The sequence below is a fragment of the Mesorhizobium sp. BR1-1-16 genome, from assembly GCF_020165495.1.
Taxonomy (GTDB): Bacteria; Pseudomonadota; Alphaproteobacteria; order Rhizobiales; family Kaistiaceae; genus Kaistia.
The window spans coordinates 946,452-962,655 of the sequence record NZ_JAIUIE010000001.1 but is presented as its reverse complement, the minus strand read 5'-3'; the positions used below and the strand labels follow the sequence as shown (position 1 = coordinate 962,655).

Below are 16,204 nucleotides of genomic sequence, written 5' to 3'. Positions count from 1 at the left end.
CCATGACAGAAGAAAATCCGCCTCTCGGCCTGTTGCTGCGCGAGCGCAGGGCCCATCATGGCTGGACGCTCGCCGACGTGGCCTCGATGACTGGGATATCGGTCTCGACCCTGTCGAAGATCGAGAACGGCCTGTTGTCGCCGACCTATGACAAGATCCTGCAGTTGAGCCGTGGGCTGAACGTCGAAATCGCCGATCTTCTGGAGCCGCCCGAGCCGGTCGACAATCGCGAGCGCATTCTCGCTCGCAAAAGCGTGAGCCTTCAATTCGAAGGCCATCCGCTGCAGACCGAATATTATACCTATACCTATCTTTGTTCGGACGTTGCTCACAAGCGGATCGTGCCGATCCACATCGATGTGCGGGCGACATCGGAAGCCGAAATGGGCGAGCTCACATCGCATGTCGGCGAGGAATTTCTCGTTGTCCTGCACGGCAAGATTCGCGTCTTCAGCGAATATTATGAGCCAATCGATCTCTCCGCCGGTGACTCTATGTATTTGGACAGTACGATGAAGCATGGCTATCTCTCGCTGGAGCCCGGCGGCAGCAAGATCCTCGTCAATTGCTCCAGCGCGACACCCAACCTTGCCCAGACTCTGCGCGAAATCATCAAGAACAAGATCGCCGAAGAGAACCAGGCTGCTCCTAATCGTAAGCGTCGGCCTGAATCAGCCTGATCCGGACAAGACGGCCGCTCAAGCGCTCACGTAAGCAAAAGGTTGGAACTTGGCTGCTTCGTTCGATCTCACGGGAAAGGTCGCCATTGTCACCGGCGGCAATGGCGGCATCGGCTATGCGATGTCGGAGGGGCTCGGCGCGGCCGGGGCCTCCGTCGTCGTGGTCGGCCGGGATGGCGAAAAGAATGCCCGCGCGCTCGACGCCCTTGTGAGCCAGGGCATCCCGGCGACCGCCGTCCGCGCCGACGTCACCATCGAGGGCGATTGCGCTCGCTATAGAAATCATGCGCTCGCGAGTTACGGCCGGATCGATATTCTGGTCAACAATGCCGGCACCAACATCCGCAAACAGCCGGAAGATTATACGCTGGACGAGTGGCGGACGCTGATCGACATCAACCTGACCAGCGTATTCCTTTCGTCGATGGCCGTTCTGCCGAGCCTGCGCAAAAGCGGCGGCAAGATCATCAATATCGGCTCCATGACGTCGATCTTCGGGGCTTCCTTCTCGGCCCCTTATGGCGCCAGCAAAGGGGGCGTCGTGCAATTGACCAAGGCGCTCGCGTCCGCCTGGGCCCGCTACGACATTCAGGTGAATGCGCTTCTCCCCGGCTGGATTGAGACAGATCTGACGATCCGCGGCAGGACGGCAACGCCCGAACTCCAGGAAAAGGTGGTCGCCAGAACGCCGGCCGGACGCTGGGGCAAGCCCGAGGATCTCGTGGGCGCGGCGGTGTTTCTCGCCAGCGCCGCCTCGGACTTCATCACCGGCGCTGCAATCCCTGTCGATGGTGGCTATTCAGCACAAGCCTGATCGCTCGAATTGCCACCCACCCAACGTTCCCTTGGAGGAAAACGTGCAAGACGCAGACGCATATCGATGGCTCAATCCGCCCCAATACTGCGAATTTCGCGATGGCGATCTCTTTGTTCGAACCGCCGACCGGACGGATTTCTGGCGCGGGACATTCTATGGCTTTTGGCATGATAACGGCCATTTCTTCCATCGCTCGGTCGAAGGCGATTTCACGGCCAAGGTCACGATCGACGGACGCTACGACACGCTGTACGACCAGGCTGGGCTGATGGTGCGCCTGAGCGAGACACATTGGATCAAGGCCGGGATCGAATTCACCGATGGGGCCCTGCACTTCTCCGTGGTCGTGACCAATGACCAATCCGACTGGTCGATGCTCAAGATCGTGCCGCCGACACATGGGTTGCGGCTGCGCATGACCCGCCACGGCGAGGCCATTCGCGTGCAGTACCTCGATGCCGAGGACGGCCATTGGAAGATGGCACGCCTCGCCTATCTGCCTCGCTCATCGTCAATCGACGTCGGCATGATGTGCTGCTCGCCGCAACGCCCCGGCTTCGAGGTCACGTTCCACGACTTCAAGCTCGGCCCGGCCATCGCCCGCGACCTGCACGAATGAGGCCGATCGCTTCGCCAGCGTCTCTTCCTCCCGTGAGGATTGCTTCATATCCGGAACGATCGCTTTTCTCTTGAAGTGCGAGCGATTTTTTCGGCTCAGCCGTTCAGCGTTCGGCCGCCGTCGACCACAATCTCGGCCCCGAGCGTCCAACGAGACTCCTCGGATGCGAGGTAGAGGACGGCATTTGCGACTTCCTCGGGCGTGCCGAAGCGGCCCGCAGGGATGGTCGAGCGAATGTCGCTGTCCACCTGCGCGCGGTAGGCGTCAGGGATACCGAGCTTGTCGTAGAGCGGCGTTTCGATGGGACCCGGGCTGACGGCATTGAAGCGAACGCCACGGTCGAGCATCTCGGTCGATAGCGTCTTTGCCATGTTAAGAAACGCCGCCTTGGTCGCCGCATAGACCGACGAGCGCGCCGCCCCGACATGGGCGTTGATCGAGGTGTTGAGTACCACGGAGGCTGGGTTGGCGAACACCGGCAGGAGAGCCTGGATAAGGAAATAGGGACCCTTGACGTTGATTGCGAAAGAGCGATCAAACGCCTCCTCGGTCCACTCCTCAATCGACTGCCAGACAGAAACGCCCGCGTTGAGAAACGCTATATCGAGTTGACCATATTCTGCGGCGATTTTCCGAGCGAGATCGCGCTGCGCATCGACGCTGGCGGAGTCCGCGCTGAGCACGGTGACGTTAGAGCCGAGCTCGGTCTGGGCTTTGGCCAAGCTGTCGGGGTTGACGCCGGTGACGATGACGCGCGCGCCTTCTTCGAGAAATAGTTTGGCGGTGGCAAGGCCGATACCGCTCGTGCCGCCGGTGATCAGAGTACGTTTGCCGGAAAGACGGGCCATGGAATTCTCCTTGAGGGTGTGAAGGCCGACGATTGCCGCCTTCCATGACCTCCTGGATAGACCTATGCAGCAATTGCCTTAAGCCTTGGAGAATGCATAATATTCATGCGTTTTCGGTATGAATGGAAAAAACGTGGATCGCTTCGTGCTCATGCAATGCTTTGCGCGGACTGTTGAAACCGGAAGCTTCTCCGCTGCAGCACGGGACCTGGGCCTCAGCCAACCCAATGTCAGCCGGTATGTGGCTGCGCTGGAGAGCCATCTCCAACGCCGGCTTTTGCAGCGCTCGACCCGAAAGCTTCACCTGACGCCAGAGGGCGAACGATACTATGCTGAGGCTCGGAGAATTCTTGACGCCTTGGCGGAAGCTGAATCCGCGCTGAAAAGCGAGGTCGCACCCTCCGGCCTGTTACGAGTGGCTTGTCCCACTGCGCTGGCCCATGAATTCGTCATGCCTCAGGTTTCAGCCTTTCTGAATGCCTATCCTGACCTCGAACTCGACCTGCAAATCTCGGATCGCTTCGTGAACCTGATCGACGAAGGCGCCGAACTCGCCCTGCGGGTAGGCCACCTGAACGACAGCGCGTTGCGAGCCCGGCGCGTCGGCCTGTTTGAGCGCATCTGCGTAGCAGAAACCGGCTACCTCGCCGAGCGGGGCACGCCGCAAACGCCTGAGGATCTGAGCGGACACGACTGCATCGTTTATTCCCTGCTTTCGACGGGCACTGTCTGGCAGTTCGCCGAGATGGAGGTGCCGGTGTCCGGCCGTATCCGGGTGAACTCACCGCAAGCGGTGCGCGAAGCGGTTCAGGCTGGTCTCGGCATTGCCCTCGGTCCCTCCTGGTTGTTCGACAAGGGCATTGAAACCGGCAAACTCAAACGCGTCCTTACCGGTTACGAAGCGTCGCCCGTTCCCATCCACATGCTCTACGTCGCAAACCGCCTTCTGCCCCGGCGAGCAGTGGTGTTCATGGACTTCATCACGAATGCCTTCGCCAAGATCGAGGCGCTGAACGTCAGCTCCTAGGACGAGCTGATAGCTTTACTGCGCTGTTTGCCGCACCTGCGAGCCGGGGCGGCTAGCGCTTAGCGACCAGATCGGGAAAACCACTATCGCCATATCAGTGCGGGTGAACCACAGAGGCCGACGCGCAAATTCGCGCAACATCTCGCGAAGCAGAAGTTATCATTCGCGCCGATCGCAACGAATGCGCCAGCCCTGGCACAGCCCGATCCGACAAGCCTGGAGAATCGACTGATGACGTAGCCGCCTAATCGCGAACCGGGCTGGTGGTCCCGCATTGCGCAGGCAGGTTCGATCCGCCGGAGCACCTCCGACGGATCTTTGTTTCGTTACCAGGGCAGCTCTTCGCTGATCGACGCCGTGAACGTGCCCGTTGGACCTTCGCTACCGAGAAGTGCGACGCGAACGGCTTCGGCGGCACCCTGTTCGACGGTCTCGGTCCCCTCGTAATTGTTGAGAGCCGTACTGGTGAAACCGGGTGTTACCGCGTTGACCTTGATCCCCCCGTCTTCGAGATCGATTGCGAAGGCGATCGTAATGGCGTTGAGCGCGGTCTTTGAAGCAGCATAGCCCGGGTTGAAGATCGCGCGGTAGGGATTGGCCGTCGACATCGTGGTGAGGGAGCCGAGACCGCTCGACACATTGACGATACGGGCCGCCCGTGATTTTCGCAGCAGTGGGACGAAGGCCTGGGTGACGGCCAGAACCCCGAACACATTCGTTTCCCAGATAGTGCGCACTTCGTCCACGGATATCAGCGTGGCACGCGAGCGCTTCGTGTAGTCCTGCATAGACTCGCTCTCCAAGCTATTTGCCCGTGAGATCGCGGCGTTGTTGATCAGGATGTCGAGACGGCCGAACGTCTCCTCTACCTGCGCAACGGCGGCGCGGATCGAAGCATCATCGGTAACGTCCAGTTGGATGGCATGCACATTGCCGGTAACCGACTGGGCGGCAGTCTTGCCACGGCCGAGATCGCGTGAGCCAAGGAGCACGGTGAGCCCGCGAGCGGCGAGGTCCTTGGCGATTTGGAGTCCGATGCCCTGATTGGCGCCGGTAACAAGTGCGATGCGTGTTTCTTCAGTCATGGAATGATCCTGTCATGATTGACAGGACCAAGATGGTCACGGGCTGCTGGACGTTCTATATCGCGACGTCCAGAGTTTTTTCGACTGAGTCCAAAATGTCTGATCCCTTGGCTGAGATTGTCGGCCTGCTCCAACCCGGCGCGCCATTTTCCAAATGCGTCACCGGCTCAGGGCCTTGGCGCGTGAGGCGGACCCAATCGCCCAACCCCTATTATGCGGCCGTGCTCCAAGGGAGACTGCGCTACAGGGGTCAGAATGGTGAAGAGGTCATCTTGGGTGCAGGCGACTTCATCCTCATTCCCTCGGCGCAAAACTTCATGATGCTGAGCGATGCGCCGAGTGCGGAAGCGGACATGGTGATCGATCCGGTCATCCTGCCGGATGGTGATTATCGGGTCGGCAGCGTCAATGGACTGGTCGATATGCGGGCGCTTGTCGGCTATTGCGTTTTCCAGTCCGACGACGCCACGTTGCTGGCCTCGCTGCTGCCGGAACTGGTTGTGGTGCGGGGCGAGCATCGGCTCCCCATGCTGATGCAACTGTTGGGGGAAGAGGCTGCGGGCGGCAAGCCGGCGCGAGAAGTGATGCTGCGACACCTGCTGGAGGTATTGCTGATCGAGGCGTTGCGATCGGCCGCTGAACTGGGGGATTTGCCGGGATTGGTGCGGGGTCTGTCGGACGAGCGTCTGGCCATGGCGATCAGGGTGATGCACGCACGGCCCGAACGTGGCTGGACAGTCGCCGAACTCTCGCGGGAGGCTGGCATGTCGCGATCAGGTTTCCATGAGCGGTTTCAGACGGCTGTGGGCATGGCGCCGATCGAATATCTGAAGACGTGGCGGTTGGCGGTTGCAAGGAACCTGTTGCGCAAGAGGGAAGCGAGCGTCGGGGAGATCGCCCGTAAAATTGGATACCGCTCGACAAGCGCTTTCAGTGTTGCGTTCACGCGAGAAATCGGCGTCTCGCCGGCTCGTTATGCGCGCGACACGAAGGCATTGCCCGGCCTGGACGGAACGGAATTTGACGGCGCTATCGCCTGATACGAGCAGCTAACTAGCGAGATTATAGCGGAAGGGGGGCAGCGCCAAATGACAGAAGAAGACCTGCTGGCGGAAGCGGATCGACGAGCCGCGTCCTATCTTCGAGATGCGGCACGGCGTCGGCCATTTCCCGACGCGCGGGCGCTCGCGGGCCTTGCGCTGTTCGACGAGCCGCTGCCCTCGAAGGGTAGAGGTGGCGCGGACACGCTGGCGCTGTTCGACGGAGCGGGCTCGCCTGCGACGGTCGCCTCCAATGGGCCGCGTTATTTCGGCTTTGTGCTCGGGGCCTCGCTTCCGGCGGCTTCGGCAATAGACCGGATGGTTTTGGCGTGGGATCAGTGCGCGTCGTCGCACGATACTTCCCCGGTCTCTGCAGCCGTGGAAAAGGTCGCGGCTCACTGGATCCTCGAAATCCTGGATCTTCCCCGCGAGAGTGGCGTCGGCTTCGGAACCAGCGCGACAACCGGAACGATCACGTGCCTCTCCGCTGCGCGCCGGACGCTGCTAGCGCGGGCCGGTTGGGACTTCGATCGCGACGGTTTGGCGGGTTCGCCCGGGATCAGGATCGCGCTCTCCGCCACCGCGCATATCTCCGTCAGGAAAGCGGTCCGTCTGCTGGGCTTTGGGAACGCCCGCGTGATCGAAATTCCCACTGACGACGGGGGGCGCGTCGATCCTGCAAGACTGCCGGCGCTGGACGATCGCACGATCGTCTGTCTGCAGGCAGGCGAGGTAAATACGGGGGCTTTCGATCCTTTTGAAGCCGTCATTCCCGTCGCCAAAGCGGCGGGGGCGTGGGTCCATGTCGATGGCGCCTTCGGTTTGTGGGCGCGCGCTTCCAACCGACGCGCCCTGACGGCCGGCATAGACGCAGCCGACAGCTGGACGACCGACGGCCATAAATGGCTCAATACGCCTTATGACTGTGCCGTCGCCATCTGCCGTGATCGTGACGCGATGGCGCAGGCCATGAACAGCGACGCGGCCTATTTCTCCGCAGCCGCAGATTCGCAGAAAAACATGACGATGGAGTTTTCGCGCCGTCCGCGAGGCGTTTCCATCTGGGCTGCGTTGAGAAGCTTGGGGCGGGACGGCGTTGCTGCGCTCATCGAGCGCCATTGCGACTATGCGGCTTATCTTGGCCGTCGCCTGCTCGAAGAAGGCTTCGATGTAGTCAACTCTGTTTGCATCAATCAGGTTCTTGTCCGCTGCGCCGACGATGTCGAAACCCTGGCGGTGCGTGAGGCGGTGCTGGACAGCGGCCGCACCTGGTTCAGCCCCACCAGTTGGCAAGGCCGCCCTGCTTTCCGGCTGAGCATATCGTCGTGGCGAACCGAAATGGCAGACATCGAGATGCTGATCGAGGCGCTGATCGACGCCAGACAGTCTGTCATGACGGCCGCCAAGACAATGAGCTGACATCTGGCCGGCGGCAATCCTTCCTCTGCCCGTGTCCGCTCGACCGAGGGTCTGCGATCCCTCCGGTTCATGAAAGCAGACGAAGGTGCAGGCACCGCGATCTTGAACTGCGAGGAGGCGAACAGGCACCGGTAGAGATACGGGTCGCGATAGAAATCGCGTGACCAAGCAGAAAAGGCTGCTCGCCCATCTGCTCGCCCAGTGAAACGACCGCTTTTGTAAGGATGTTGGGCGCCTTTCGGGCGCTACCGACGCAGCGCCGCTTTCCAGCGACAAATAACCTGAGACAATTTCTGGCGTGGAGCGGCGATCCACCAAAACCCGTCTGGCATCACCTGGCGCGCCGAGACGATCTGGACACGTTCACGGCTCAAGGGGCTCGTCCTGATCACCGCGCGATACTCAGGAGGCTATTTGCAAGGCTCTGTCAGAAGGGCTTTGATTGCGACTGCCCGTCCGCAAATTCAGCCACCAGCCGGCTTGTCAGATCGAGCTTCTCAATCTGCGGAAAGTGACCCGCTTCCGCGACTGTTTCAAAACGGGCGCCCGGCATGCTGGCAGCGAAGGATAAGCCATATTCGATCTCCACAATCCTATCGCTGGCGCCCCACAGCACCATTGCGGGCACATCAAGACGCGCTAGGCGGTCACGCAACGTCGGGTCGTGCATGAATGGATCGCCGGCATAAACCATGAGAGCTTGCTGATTTCGCCTGAGCCTTTCCAACGCTTCAGGGGTCTGCGGGGCTGCTGCGAAGGTCGCCGGATCATGAAACGCCAGCGTGGCTCGCTCGGCGGGTGGCACACCCAGCGGATCGACGATTGGCTTGCCTGTCGGCTTCGGATCGATGCCGACCGCATTGAGAAGAACAATCCCGGCAATGCGCGGCGACCGGCGAAGCGCCATTTCCGCCGCGATCCAGCCGCCCGCCGAGTTTCCGACAAGGGTAACGCGTGGAAGATCCAGCCGCTCGATCAGAGCCAGATAGATCGTGGCCAGATCATGGATGGTGTGGAGCCATTCAGGCCGAGGTCTCTCATCAAAGCCGGGATGGACAGGGAGAATCAGCCGATGCGATGCCGACAACGCCTCTGCGAGCCCTACCATCGATGCGGGCCCGGCTCCGCCGTGGAGAAGGAGGATGGCTGCACCGTTGCCCAAATCCGTGAATGCGAGCTCCGCAGAGCCGGCGAGAACCTGCATCTTCTTCATAGCGGCTGGCCCGATTGATCGATTGACATATACGTTTGTTTATACAAACATGTTTATATGTCAACAGATGCTGAAACGCTGGGCCTGCTGATCAAGGCTGTTCAACACCGCCATCATCGCGCGCTCGATACGGCGCTGAGCGCGATCGGGATCACGCTGGTTCAATGGAATGCGCTTCGCGAGATCGATCGCAATCCTGGGGCCTCGATGCACCGGCTCGCCGAACTAACCTTCAACTCCGACCAGGCATTCGGCACGCTGGTCAACCGACTGCTTCAGGCCGGACTCGTCGAACGGCAGCAGGGCCGAGGTCGTGTGCTCGTCCATGTCCTTACCCCGCACGGCGGTGCAATGGTCAAGAAAGGCGCGAGCCTTCACCACGAGGTTCTGCAACATTCTTTTGCGGCGATCTCAGAGGTGGAGCGTGACATCCTCTTTGAGATTTTGTCAAAATTGGCAAGAAATACGGCCTCGCCCTGAGCCAACAATCACCCTCGACTATGTCGTAGCTTCGGATGGCTGTCTGGATGCTGCGCGACGAAGATCACAGCCCACGCCCTGCCCCCAGTTTTGGATTGTCGGTGGTGGAGTTTTCCGGCTCTGATCACGATGACGCGCCGCGTGCGCCCTCGGGATTATGCAGGTCGATAGGGACGTCGTAATCGATCGCGCTGGGGATCCGACCTCGCTATCGTCTATTCTCCAAGCCTCCGGCTCTTCACTTGCGTCTGCAAGGTCCATGAACCAGTGGGCTTTGAGGCATTCCGCGCTGAGCCTGCTGTTAAGCAACGCCGCAATCCGCGCCGGCTCTCCCGGTGTGAGCGCCTATCAGATGAGCAAGGGCGCCGTGGCAGCGCTGGTCAAGGGGGTCGCACTTGACCTCGCCCCGCGCCGCATCACCCTCAATAACGTCCAGCCCGGTCCCATCGGAACGGATCGCCTCCTCGACCATGCCGCCGCCGCTGGCGCCACCGCTCTCAAGCGCACTGGCACGCCGGAAGAGGTCGCCGGACTTGTCTCCTACCTGGCGCGCGACGAAGCGGCCTTCATGACTGGCGCCAGCGTCACCATGGATGGTGGCTACGTCCTATGAGGCGTGCTTGGCGCCGCCGGGGCGGCGCCACAAACGCACAATGCGCCTGTGCCGCTTCGCTCACCCGGACGCTTTGACGAGGCCGAGCCGGACAAGGCTCTGTGCGGTCGCGATGATCCCCTCTTCTCTTGACCGGGGAACCCATCCCAGCATGCGCCGGGCCTTTTCGCTCGTCGCGTTCAAGTTCACACCGAGCATCGGCACGATGCCCTTCACAGCGGGGTCCCGAAGCGCCGCAAGGCGCACCAGCCAATTGGGCAGCGCGCGCGAAGGCACCCTGCGCGCCGCCGCTCCCATGCGCTCCCGCAAGACCTTCGCGACATCGATCATCCACATGCTCTCGCCCGAAATCGCGAGAAAACGCTCCCCTTTGGCGGCGGGATTGGTCATGGCGCTCAGGTGAAGGTCGGCCACGTCGCGCACATCGACAAAGCCGGAATTGATCTTTGGACAACCGGGCTGACCGTCCATCAGACTTTTGATCAGGCGGATCGAATGGGAAAAATCGGGTCCGAGCGCGGGACCGAGAACCGCGGTCGGGTTGATGGCGGCGAGTTCAAGCGCGCCCCCTTCCCGCGCGATGAAATCCCATGCCGCACGTTCCGAAAGGGTCTTCGATTTCTGATAGGGGGCGACCCTCCCCGTCAGATCGCTCCAGTCGGTTTCGTCGAACGGCCTGCGCATCGGCTTGTGCCCGACGCCGATCGCACCGAAGGCCGAGGTGAGGACCACCCGCCTGACACCAGCGTCTCGTGCGGCGCGCAGGACGCGGAGATTGCCGTCGACAGCGGGCTTGATCCAGTCTTCCTCCCCCACCTGATCGCCCGAAGGCGTGGGCGACGCACCGTGCAGCACATACGCGCTGCCGGCGGCGGCCTCCGCCCAGCCACGATCGTCGCCCAGGTCGGCCGCGACAAAAGACAGGCGGTCGCCTGCCTCCACGCCGCCCGTCTTGAGGTTGCCGCGCACCTCCGCCTCGCGCGCCAGCGAACGAACTGTGGCTCGCACGCGATAGCCGCTGCCTAACAGCACCAGGATGCAGTGCTGCGCGATGAACCCGGTCCCGCCCGTGACCAGCACCAATTCGTCATTCGCCAATTTTCCAAACTCCCGGAAAGGCTGCCGCTCAGCGATCGATCGTCGCCATGACGAAGTCGGGGTAGCGGTTGCCGGAAATGGTCCCCGCCGCCAGTGCATCGTCGAGCTTGCTCATGTCGCCCGCATCAAGGTGGATCGCGGCGGCGGCGATATTGTCTTCCAGATGAGTGCGGCGCTTGGTGCCGGGGATCGGCACGATGTGATCGCCTTTGTGCAGCAGCCATGCGAGCGCGATCTGCCCCGGCTTGGCACCTTTTGCTTTGGCGATGTCGAAAACGATCTGCGCCGCCTTGACGTTGGCGTCGTAGTTCGCGCCCTGATAGCGCGGGTCGATACGCCGCGTATCCCCTTCCGGATAATCCTCCGCGCGCTTGACACCGCCGGCCAGAAATCCGCGCCCCAGCGGGCAGAATGGGACCAGGCCGATGCCCAGTTCCTCTACCACTGGCAGGACGTCCGGTTCGAGATTGCGCTCCCACAGGGAATATTCGCTCTGCAGCGCCGAAACAGGGTGGACAGCGTGGGCGCGGCGCAGATTGGCGGCGCCGATCTCGGAAAAGCCGAGGAAGCGGACCTTGCCCTCGCGCACCAGGTCGCCGACCGTGCCGGCGAAGTCCTCGATCGGCACCTTCCGGTCGAGCCGGTGCTGGTAGAGCAGGTCGATATGGTCGGTCTGCAGCCGCTTGAGCGAGCCCTCGACCGCCTTGCGTATGCTTTCCGGGCGGCTATCCGTTTCCGCACCCACCTGTCGGCCATTTTCGAAGCGGAAACCGATCTTGGTGGCGAGGATCACCTGATCGCGGCGATCCCGGAAGGCGCGTCCGAGCAGTTCCTCGTTGGTAAAGGGACCGTATCCCTCGGCCGTGTCGAAGAAATCGCCTCCCAGCTCCAGCGCTCGATGAAGGGTCGCGATCGATTCCGCCTCGTCGGCCGGACCATAGGACTGGCTCATACCCATGCAGCCCAGGCCGATCGCGCCGACCTCGAGCCCCTGATTGCCAAGCCGCCTTTTGTTCAATGTCATGATGACTTTCCTATTCCTGAGCGTTGGTTGCGGCGCTGATCATGGTTTCGCTCAGCGCCCAGAGACGACTGGCCGCGACCTGATCCAGAGCGAACGACCGGACCCCGCCCGTGGGCCGGACACCCTCGGCGATCGAGCTCTTGCCGCCAGCGGGCTCGATCGCGACCGCGACATCGCAGTTTTCGCAATAAAGGCCGCCAAGCCCGTCAAGCTGCGCACTCGTCGCGCACCAGACGCTGGTCGCCGCGCCCTGTTCGATTGTCTTGAGATTGCGCGACGGGTCGCGGATCGGGTTGCCCTCGGCATCCAGCACCCCCGCATCGATCAGCATCTTCGTGGGAATATGCTTTTCAAGGCCCGTCCCGGCGATCGATCCCGGATGCAGGGAAAAGGCGCGGATGCCATTTGCCTTCTCGCGCGCGTCAAGTTCGATCGCGAAAAGGATGTTGGCGGTCTTGGATTGGCCATAGGCCAGCCACGGTCCGTATTCGCGATGCTCGAAGTTGATATCGTCGAAGTGCACCGGCGAATAGCGGTGACCGAGGGAGGACACCGACACCACGCGTGCGCCCTTCGCGGCCCGAAGCGCTGGGAGTAACCGGGTTGTCAGCTCGAAATGGCCAAGATGATTGGTGGCAAACTGGAGTTCATAGCCGCGCGCATCCAGCTCGCGCTCAGGCAGCGCCATGATGCCGGCGCTGTTCACGAGGATATGGAGCGCCGCATTTTCGTTAAGGAAGCGCGCCGCAAACGCAGCGATCGAGCGGGAATCCAGAAGGTCCGTGGACCAGATCTCGACGCCCTCGATCCGCCGCAACGCCTCGCGGGCGCGATTCGTATCGCGCGCCGGAACTATCACGCGCGCACCGGCACCCCGAAGGACGCGAACCGTTTCGCGACCGAGGCCCGAATACCCACCCGTGACGATCGCCGTCTTGCCGGAGAGATCAACGCCGCGGATCACCTCGTCAGCCGTCGAAGCGGCCCCGTAGCCGGATTCGAGAGGATGTTGTTGTGCGTTCAAAACGATGGTCCCATTCAACTGTTGTGCTTGCCGGCACCGCGGCACTTCAATCGCCTTGACGATGCTCTGCCGACGCGCGCCTCGGTTGTCATCGCGAGAGATGGGACGCGCACGCCGCATTATGAATGATTGAAAGTCCGCTTTACTTGCGCGATGGTCCGGAAATGACCGTTGATCCCTTTTCCGAAATCCTGAGATTCACGCGCGCAGAGACACTGGTGACGGGCGGGTTCACGGCGGGCGGCCCTTGGGCCATCCGCTTCCCGGTGCCGAAGACCATCAAGTTCTTTGCCGTCGTGAAAGGCACCTGCCGGGTCAGCATCGATGGCGAGCCGGAGCCGGTTCTATTCGAAGCTGGCGATGTCGGCCTTCTCGCGGCGCCACGGTCGTTTGTTCTTGCCAGCGAGCCGGGTGTCGTTCCTGTCGACGCGATGAGCCTTTTCTCCGGCGCAGGCAAATCGACGGCACAACTTGGTGACGGGGAAGACTTCGCTCACATCGGCGGCCACGTCCTGCTGGATCCCGTCAGCGGTCGGCTGCTTCGCGATGTTCTGCCGCCGTGGATCCATGTGCGGGCGGCATCGCCCCGGGCGAGAAATTTCCGCGCCCTTCTCGACCAACTCGTCGAGGAGCAAGCGAGCGGGCAACCGGGTGCGCAGCTTGCCTCGGCGCAACTCGCCCAGTTGCTCTTCATCCAGATATTGCGGGTTCATCTGCAAACGGCCGACCTCATGTCCGCCGGGTGGTTGCGCGCATTGGGCGATCCGCGTATCGCGCCCGCGCTTCACCTGATGCACGGCGCACCCTCCCGAGCTTGGCACCTTGAGGAACTCGCCAGGGCTTGCGCCATGTCGCGAACCACGTTCGCGTCGCATTTCAGGGCGATTGCAGGCGTCGCGCCGCTAACCTATCTCACCGAATGGCGCATGCGACTCGCCGAACGCGCCTTACGCGATGAGGCGACGCCGGTGACGGTGGTTGCCCGATCGATCGGCTATGGATCCGAAAGCGCCTTCAGCAATGCTTTCAAGCGGGTGACCGGACATTCGCCCCGAGCTTTTCGGACGGCTTGCCAGATATTGCCGGAGGAAGCCCAGACAAACGATTCAGTGGCCGAGCGCTAGATCGGCCGCCCGAAGCGACCTTACCGAATGAAATTCACCCGACGCCTGCCCAACTCCGCCGCGATTTCTCGCTAACAGCACGCGCGCGCTTGACCTGGTAAGGTCTCGATGACATCCAGACTAGATCGCCGGCGCAAGCCTGATCAGCGGCCGTATCGCGCCAGCATCAGGGCGGTCGCATTGTCCACGACCGCGCGCATCTCCGCATCGGTGCCGCCGCAACCGGGCGCGATCAGTTCGGGCCAGAACGACTGCCCGGCAATGAGCGCGAGGAACTGGCCCGATGCTGCCCGAATGTTATCGACCGCCAGATTGCCAGCCTCCACCTCGGCTATGAGATATCTATTGAGGCGTTCCTGATAGGGGCCCTTGCCCTTGTCGTAGAGCATCTGGCCGAGATCGGGGAAGCGCAAGGCTTCAGCAATGATCAACCGATAGATGGCCTGCATGTCCGGTTGGCGCATCCGTGACGCATAGCCCAGCCCGATCTTGCGGAGGCCATCCACCGGATTGCCAACCGGAAGTGTCCCGCCACATTCCTCATTGTCGGACCAGAACTCTTCGACGATGGCCTCGAACAAGGCTGCCTTCGTGGGAAATCGCTTGAACAATGTGGCTGTCGAGAGATCGGCACGTTTGGCAATCTGCTGGAGCGAGGTTCGCTCATAGCCCTGCTCGAGAAACAGCTCCATTGCGGCGTGGATCGCAGCCGAGCGCTTCTCCTGTTTGATTCTCTGATGATAGGTCTCGGCCGTCATGCCCCGCTCCTGTTTTCCGGCTTTTACAGGGCGCGGACACACCCGCCAATCATCAAAGAAAGATAAGCGGCTTACCTTGATGTGCAAGTGGCGCCTCCCATCTAAGCCGAGCCACTTACCTTATACCTTCGATTGGCGAACTGCCGGTCCACGATCGGCGCCAAACGCACGTCCAGGAGCTACCCGATGCCGAACATCCTCATGATCCTCACCAGCGCCACAAAGTGGAGCCAAAAGAACGGCGTCCAGAAATCGACCGGCTTCTGGGGCGAGGAATTCGTGACCCCGCACCAGATCTTCTCCGAAGCGGGAGCGGATATCACGATAGCCACGCCCGGTGGCCGCCCCTCCATCGTCGATGGTCTCAGCCTTTCGCCCGAAGCCAATAATGGGGACACTGCAAAGGTCGCTGAGGTGACCGCGTATCTCGACCAGCACCAGGATCTGTTGAAGTCTCCGAAGCGCATCGAAGACGTGGACATCGCCGATTACGATGCGGTTGTCGTGCCGGGCGGGCACGGTCCCATGCAGGATCTCGCAGTCAATGAGGCGGTGGGGCGCGTGTTGACCGCGGCGCTGGCCGACAGCTCAAAGGTGGTCGGCGCGCTGTGCCACGGTCAGGCCAGTTTTCTTTCCGCGGGCGATGCGGAATCCTGGCCATTCGCGGGTCGCAAGCTCACCTCCTTCACTGACGAGGAAGAAACGATGGTCGGGCTCGCACAAAACGCTCCCTGGCTGTTGGAAGACCGTCTGCGCGCCGGTGGCGCGGAGTTCTCGTCGGGTGGCGCATGGAGCTCCCACGTCGTCGTCGACGGCAATCTCGTGACGGGGCAGAACCCCCAGTCAGCGCACGGCACGGCGAAGGCTATCCTGGAGCAGATTGCCGAGCGCGCATAACGTCGCGCCGATCGCGGCCCTGATATGTCGAGCGGCGCTTGCGCAGGCAGCGCCGCTCGATCGGGTCCCGCATCGTTCCGACTGACCCTGATCCCGATTTGAATTCCGGCCAGAAGGAGAGATCCGGCGCTTCTGATCTCGAGTTGGTGAGGTTGCAAGAGGCCGGTCTGCACAGGCGTCAACCAGTGCAGCGGGTCGGCCGATGTAGATCGGCTCGGTCGCCGCGTCGAGGCATTGCTGGAGCATCTCAAGACAAGTATCGGCCACACGCGCACCGGCTGGCTGCCAAGACGTTCGGCCGGCTCAGCGATCCGAAACCACCGCAAATGTATGGGACACTGACGTCGACCCAGGCACTAAGGGCGCTGCAATCAGGCTCTGTGCCATACGCACCGTGCCTGAACGCCCTTAGCCCATCTGGTAAAGGCGACATTACAA

Annotated in this window: 17 protein-coding genes; 10 read left to right on the top strand and 7 right to left on the bottom strand. The window is 61.8% G+C overall.

Annotated features, from left to right (window positions below; all coding sequences use genetic code 11):
* Positions 1–2 precede the first annotated feature (2 nt).
* From LB518_RS04620 to LB518_RS04610, 3 genes are read left to right on the top strand one after another with little or no spacing between them, the layout of a single operon-like run.
* Positions 3–680: a helix-turn-helix domain-containing protein gene (locus LB518_RS04620; protein ID WP_224573562.1), complete on the top strand. Its 678-nt coding sequence runs from the start codon at positions 3–5 to the stop codon at positions 678–680.
* Between the two features lie 49 nt (positions 681–729).
* Complete coding sequence (locus tag LB518_RS04615; protein ID WP_224573560.1) at positions 730–1,494, top strand: SDR family NAD(P)-dependent oxidoreductase; 765 nt, start codon at positions 730–732, stop codon at positions 1,492–1,494.
* A 43-nt stretch (positions 1,495–1,537) separates the two neighbouring features.
* Positions 1,538–2,116: a DUF1349 domain-containing protein gene (locus tag LB518_RS04610; RefSeq protein ID WP_224573558.1), complete on the top strand. Its 579-nt coding sequence runs from the start codon at positions 1,538–1,540 to the stop codon at positions 2,114–2,116.
* A 95-nt stretch (positions 2,117–2,211) separates the two neighbouring features.
* Here LB518_RS04610 and LB518_RS04605 read toward each other — a convergent pair whose 3' ends face one another.
* Entirely contained in the window at positions 2,212–2,964 is a 753-nt protein-coding gene (locus LB518_RS04605; RefSeq protein WP_224573555.1) for an SDR family oxidoreductase, read from the bottom strand.
* Positions 2,965–3,097: 133 nt separating this feature from the next.
* Between LB518_RS04605 and LB518_RS04600 the strand changes: the two genes are divergently transcribed.
* A complete protein-coding gene (locus tag LB518_RS04600) occupies positions 3,098–3,991 on the top strand; it encodes a LysR family transcriptional regulator (protein WP_224573553.1) in 894 nt (297 codons plus the stop codon).
* Positions 3,992–4,317: 326 nt separating this feature from the next.
* On the opposite strand, the gene LB518_RS04595 is transcribed toward LB518_RS04600, so the two are convergent.
* Positions 4,318–5,076, bottom strand: a complete 759-nt coding sequence (locus tag LB518_RS04595) for an SDR family NAD(P)-dependent oxidoreductase (RefSeq protein ID WP_224573551.1) — start codon at positions 5,074–5,076, stop codon at positions 4,318–4,320.
* 14 nt (positions 5,077–5,090) lie between these two features.
* On the opposite strand from LB518_RS04595, the gene LB518_RS04590 reads away from it, so the two are divergent.
* Complete coding sequence (locus LB518_RS04590) at positions 5,091–6,116, top strand: AraC family transcriptional regulator (protein WP_353619930.1); 1,026 nt, start codon at positions 5,091–5,093, stop codon at positions 6,114–6,116.
* A 48-nt stretch (positions 6,117–6,164) separates the two neighbouring features.
* Positions 6,165–7,535 (top strand): pyridoxal phosphate-dependent decarboxylase family protein, encoded by a 1,371-nt coding sequence (locus tag LB518_RS04585; protein ID WP_224573549.1) that lies wholly within the window; start codon positions 6,165–6,167, stop codon positions 7,533–7,535.
* A gap of 427 nt (positions 7,536–7,962) precedes the next feature.
* Here the strand turns inward: LB518_RS04585 and LB518_RS04580 are convergent, their stop codons facing one another.
* Complete coding sequence (locus LB518_RS04580; RefSeq protein WP_224573547.1) at positions 7,963–8,748, bottom strand: alpha/beta fold hydrolase; 786 nt, start codon at positions 8,746–8,748, stop codon at positions 7,963–7,965.
* Positions 8,749–8,805: 57 nt separating this feature from the next.
* Between LB518_RS04580 and LB518_RS04575 the strand changes: the two genes are divergently transcribed.
* Both LB518_RS04575 and LB518_RS04570 read left to right on the top strand, forming a co-directional pair.
* The gene (locus LB518_RS04575; RefSeq protein WP_224573545.1) at positions 8,806–9,228 is read left to right on the top strand and encodes a MarR family winged helix-turn-helix transcriptional regulator; all 423 of its coding nucleotides are present in this window, start codon (positions 8,806–8,808) and stop codon (positions 9,226–9,228) included.
* Between the two features lie 157 nt (positions 9,229–9,385).
* A complete protein-coding gene (locus LB518_RS04570; RefSeq protein WP_224573543.1) occupies positions 9,386–9,841 on the top strand; it encodes an SDR family oxidoreductase in 456 nt (151 codons plus the stop codon).
* 60 nt (positions 9,842–9,901) lie between these two features.
* Here the strand turns inward: LB518_RS04570 and LB518_RS04565 are convergent, their stop codons facing one another.
* Genes LB518_RS04565 through LB518_RS04555 form a run of 3 tightly spaced genes read right to left on the bottom strand, consistent with a single transcriptional unit; the run spans position 9,902 to position 12,987 of the window.
* Positions 9,902–10,939, bottom strand: coding sequence for an SDR family oxidoreductase (locus tag LB518_RS04565; protein WP_224573541.1), 1,038 nt, complete (start codon positions 10,937–10,939; stop codon positions 9,902–9,904).
* A 28-nt stretch (positions 10,940–10,967) separates the two neighbouring features.
* Complete coding sequence (locus LB518_RS04560; protein ID WP_224573538.1) at positions 10,968–11,963, bottom strand: aldo/keto reductase; 996 nt, start codon at positions 11,961–11,963, stop codon at positions 10,968–10,970.
* A gap of 10 nt (positions 11,964–11,973) precedes the next feature.
* Positions 11,974–12,987: an oxidoreductase gene (locus LB518_RS04555; RefSeq protein WP_224574328.1), complete on the bottom strand. Its 1,014-nt coding sequence runs from the start codon at positions 12,985–12,987 to the stop codon at positions 11,974–11,976.
* A gap of 164 nt (positions 12,988–13,151) precedes the next feature.
* On the opposite strand from LB518_RS04555, the gene LB518_RS04550 reads away from it, so the two are divergent.
* Complete coding sequence (locus LB518_RS04550; protein ID WP_224573537.1) at positions 13,152–14,111, top strand: AraC family transcriptional regulator; 960 nt, start codon at positions 13,152–13,154, stop codon at positions 14,109–14,111.
* A 143-nt stretch (positions 14,112–14,254) separates the two neighbouring features.
* Here the strand turns inward: LB518_RS04550 and LB518_RS04545 are convergent, their stop codons facing one another.
* Entirely contained in the window at positions 14,255–14,956 is a 702-nt protein-coding gene (locus LB518_RS04545) for a TetR/AcrR family transcriptional regulator (protein ID WP_224573535.1), read from the bottom strand.
* Positions 14,957–15,055: 99 nt separating this feature from the next.
* Here LB518_RS04545 and LB518_RS04540 point away from each other — a divergent pair, with 99 nt between their 5' ends.
* Positions 15,056–15,766 (top strand): type 1 glutamine amidotransferase domain-containing protein, encoded by a 711-nt coding sequence (locus LB518_RS04540; RefSeq protein ID WP_224573532.1) that lies wholly within the window; start codon positions 15,056–15,058, stop codon positions 15,764–15,766.
* The last annotated feature ends 438 nt before the right edge of the window (positions 15,767–16,204 follow it).

Bases quoted from the DNA above. Each gene is read 5' to 3' on its own strand.
- LB518_RS04620 (WP_224573562.1), top strand. From the start codon at position 3: ATGACAGAAGAAAATCCGCCTCTCGGCCTGTTGCTGCGCGAGCGCAGG.
- LB518_RS04605 (WP_224573555.1), bottom strand. From the start codon at position 2,964: ATGGCCCGTCTTTCCGGCAAACGTACTCTGATCACCGGCGGCACGAGC.
- LB518_RS04595 (WP_224573551.1), bottom strand. From the start codon at position 5,076: ATGACTGAAGAAACACGCATCGCACTTGTTACCGGCGCCAATCAGGGC.
- LB518_RS04590 (WP_353619930.1), top strand. From the start codon at position 5,091: ATGATTGACAGGACCAAGATGGTCACGGGCTGCTGGACGTTCTATATC.
- LB518_RS04585 (WP_224573549.1), top strand. From the start codon at position 6,165: ATGACAGAAGAAGACCTGCTGGCGGAAGCGGATCGACGAGCCGCGTCC.
- LB518_RS04580 (WP_224573547.1), bottom strand. From the start codon at position 8,748: ATGAAGAAGATGCAGGTTCTCGCCGGCTCTGCGGAGCTCGCATTCACG.
- LB518_RS04575 (WP_224573545.1), top strand. From the start codon at position 8,806: ATGTCAACAGATGCTGAAACGCTGGGCCTGCTGATCAAGGCTGTTCAA.
- LB518_RS04570 (WP_224573543.1), top strand. From the start codon at position 9,386: ATGCAGGTCGATAGGGACGTCGTAATCGATCGCGCTGGGGATCCGACC.
- LB518_RS04560 (WP_224573538.1), bottom strand. From the start codon at position 11,963: ATGACATTGAACAAAAGGCGGCTTGGCAATCAGGGGCTCGAGGTCGGC.
- LB518_RS04550 (WP_224573537.1), top strand. From the start codon at position 13,152: ATGACCGTTGATCCCTTTTCCGAAATCCTGAGATTCACGCGCGCAGAG.
- LB518_RS04540 (WP_224573532.1), top strand. From the start codon at position 15,056: ATGCCGAACATCCTCATGATCCTCACCAGCGCCACAAAGTGGAGCCAA.